Genomic DNA, 2,321 nt, shown 5'->3' with positions numbered 1-2,321 from the left:
GCGCCCTTGGCGTCCGCGTGCAGGCGCTGCTCGGGGGCCGGCACCGGCAGGTCCCCCGGCAGTGTCACGTCCAGCCAGTTGTCCTGGTCGCTCCCCTGCGTCGCGGTCACCCCTGAGCGGCAGAGCATCATCGGCAGCAGCAGCGCCTGCCACAGGCTGATGCCCAGCACGAACAGGAGATCCAGGTTGTCCCAGACCATCCAGTGACGCAGCGAACGGGTGACAGTGCCGGGGGCGCCGCGTTCGCCGACCAGGCGGCCGTCGCGTTCCTGCACCCAGACGCGGCGCGGCTCGAACACGCCGACACGGTCCTCGCGCTCGAACGGGGCGATGGTCACGCGGAAGCGGGCCGGCTCGACGACGATGTCCGCCTCCCGCAAAGGGCGTGGCTGCATATGGGCGAGAAACATCGAGCCGCCGCCGTCGGCGGTGGCGGCCACCCGTGCCAGGCTACGCCAGCGGGACTCGCCCCCATGGGCGCGGAGGATGCGCTCATGTAGGTCCTGCATAATCCCTTGTGACCTCCCCCTGTGGCCTTTGTATGGCCCTTGCCGTCGACACGGCCGCACTTGGAAGGTAGCACGAATCCGCGCCGCACCACGTCGACGGGCACCGGGCGCGGCGCCACCGCGTACCTGTACAATACCCGGATGCCGGTGCACGGCCCGGGCAACGGAGAGGACCATGGCGCGAAAACCCGAGACCCTGCAAGCGAAGACGGTGGCACGCTCACGGCTGTTCCGCGTCGAGCAGCTGGACCTGCGCTTCAACAATGGCACCGAGGTCGCCTTCGAGCGCCTGGCCACGGGGATGGGTGGCGCCGTGCTGGTGGTCGCCGTCACCGGCGGCGAGGAACTGGTCCTGATCCGGGAGTACGCCGCGGGCACCGACCGCTACGAGCTCGGCCTGCCCAAGGGGCGCGTCGAGCCCGGCGAGGACCCGCTCGCCGCCGCCAACCGGGAGCTGCGCGAGGAGACCGGTTTCGGGGCCAATCGCCTGGAGCCCCTCCACGAGCTCACCCTGGCCCCCGGCTACATGGCCCACAGCACCGACATCATCCTCGCCCGGGACCTCTACGAGGCACCGCTGCCCGGCGACGAGCCCGAGCCCATCGAGGTCGTGCCCTGGCCCATCGCCGAGCTCGACGAGCTGCTCACCCAGCCCGACCTGACCGAGGCGCGCAGCATCGCGGCCATATTCCTGGCCCTCAACCGGCTGCGCGGCGAAGACTGAGGAGAACTGCCAGTGACCCCTGACCGCGCCACCCGCGAGCGCCTCGCCGAGGCCGTGCTCACCCTCTGCCGTGAGGCCGGCGAGCGCATCCTGCGCGTCTATGCACGGGATTTCGACGTCACCAGCAAGGACGACGACTCGCCGCTCACCGAGGCGGACCGCGCCGCCCACGAGCACCTCGCCGCTGCCCTGCCCGAGCTCGAGCCGGCCCTGCCGGTGCTCTCCGAGGAGGGCGGCGACATCGCGTTCGAGAGCCGGCGCGAGTGGTCGGCGTACTGGCTGGTGGACCCCCTGGACGGCACCAGGGAGTTCATCAAGAAGAACGGCGAGTTCACCGTCAACGTCGCGCTGATCGCCGACGGCCGGCCGGTGCTGGGCGTGGTCCACGCACCGGTGCTCGAGCGCAGCTGGATCGGTATCGAGGGCGTCGGTGCCTTCCGCGAGGACGGCCACGGGCGCCGGGCGGTGCACACCCGCCCGGCCGGGCCCGGCCCCTGGACCGCGGTGGTGAGCCGATCCCACCGCGGCGAGCAGGTCGACGCCCTGCTCGAGCGCCTGCCGGGCTTCGAAACCACCTCCATGGGCAGCTCGCTGAAGTTCTGCCTGGTCGCCGAGGGCAGCGCCGACCTCTACCCCCGCTTCGGACCCACCTCGGAGTGGGACACCGGCGCGGCGCAGTGCGTGGTCGAGGCGGCGGGCGGTGCGGTGCTGCGCCTCGACGCCTCGCCCCTCGTCTACAATCGCAAGGCCTCGCTGCTCAACCCGGACTTCGTCGCCGTGGGCGACCCGGGCGTGGACTGGACGGCGCTGTTCGAGGGCTTTCCCGTCAACGAGCGCTAGGCCGGTAACAGGCCCTAGCCCATGACGTGGTAGCCGGCATCCACGTGGACCACCTCGCCGGTGACCGTGCGGGCACGATCACCGGCGAGATACGCCGCCAGGGCGCCGACGTCGTCCGGATCGGCGAGCCGGCCCTCGGGGGTGCGCGAGACCGTCCGCTCCAGGAGCTCGTCGAAACGGTCGATCCCCGAGGCCGCCCGCGTGCGCAGCGGCCCGGGCGAGAGCGCGTTCACCCGGATGCCGCCGTC

At 71.9% G+C, this 2,321-nt stretch carries 4 protein-coding genes; 2 read left to right on the top strand and 2 right to left on the bottom strand.

What is annotated here, in order from left to right; translation table 11 throughout:
* On the bottom strand, window positions 1–509 hold a 509-nt coding region (locus tag G7A99_RS18260), incomplete at its 3' end, for a hypothetical protein (RefSeq protein WP_163142864.1).
* Window positions 510–684: 175 nt separating this feature from the next.
* Between G7A99_RS18260 and nudE the strand changes: the two genes are divergently transcribed.
* Entirely contained in the window at window positions 685–1,233 is a 549-nt protein-coding gene (nudE, locus tag G7A99_RS18255; RefSeq protein WP_163142861.1) for an ADP compounds hydrolase NudE, read from the top strand.
* 12 nt (window positions 1,234–1,245) lie between these two features.
* Window positions 1,246–2,073: a 3'(2'),5'-bisphosphate nucleotidase CysQ gene (cysQ, locus tag G7A99_RS18250; RefSeq protein WP_163142858.1), complete on the top strand. Its 828-nt coding sequence runs from the start codon at window positions 1,246–1,248 to the stop codon at window positions 2,071–2,073.
* Between the two features lie 14 nt (window positions 2,074–2,087).
* Here cysQ and G7A99_RS18245 read toward each other — a convergent pair.
* Window positions 2,088–2,321 (bottom strand): SDR family oxidoreductase (locus tag G7A99_RS18245; RefSeq protein WP_163142856.1); only part of this gene is annotated, 234 nt, incomplete at its 5' end.

This window comes from Arhodomonas sp. KWT, assembly GCF_010993615.1.
Note: the sequence above shows the minus strand (reverse complement) of the source record. Positions and strands in the feature narration are given on the sequence as shown.

Coding starts and splice junctions, on each gene's coding strand:
- nudE (WP_163142861.1), top strand. CDS start 685: ATGGCGCGAAAACCCGAGACCCTGCAAGCGAAGACGGTGGCACGCTCA.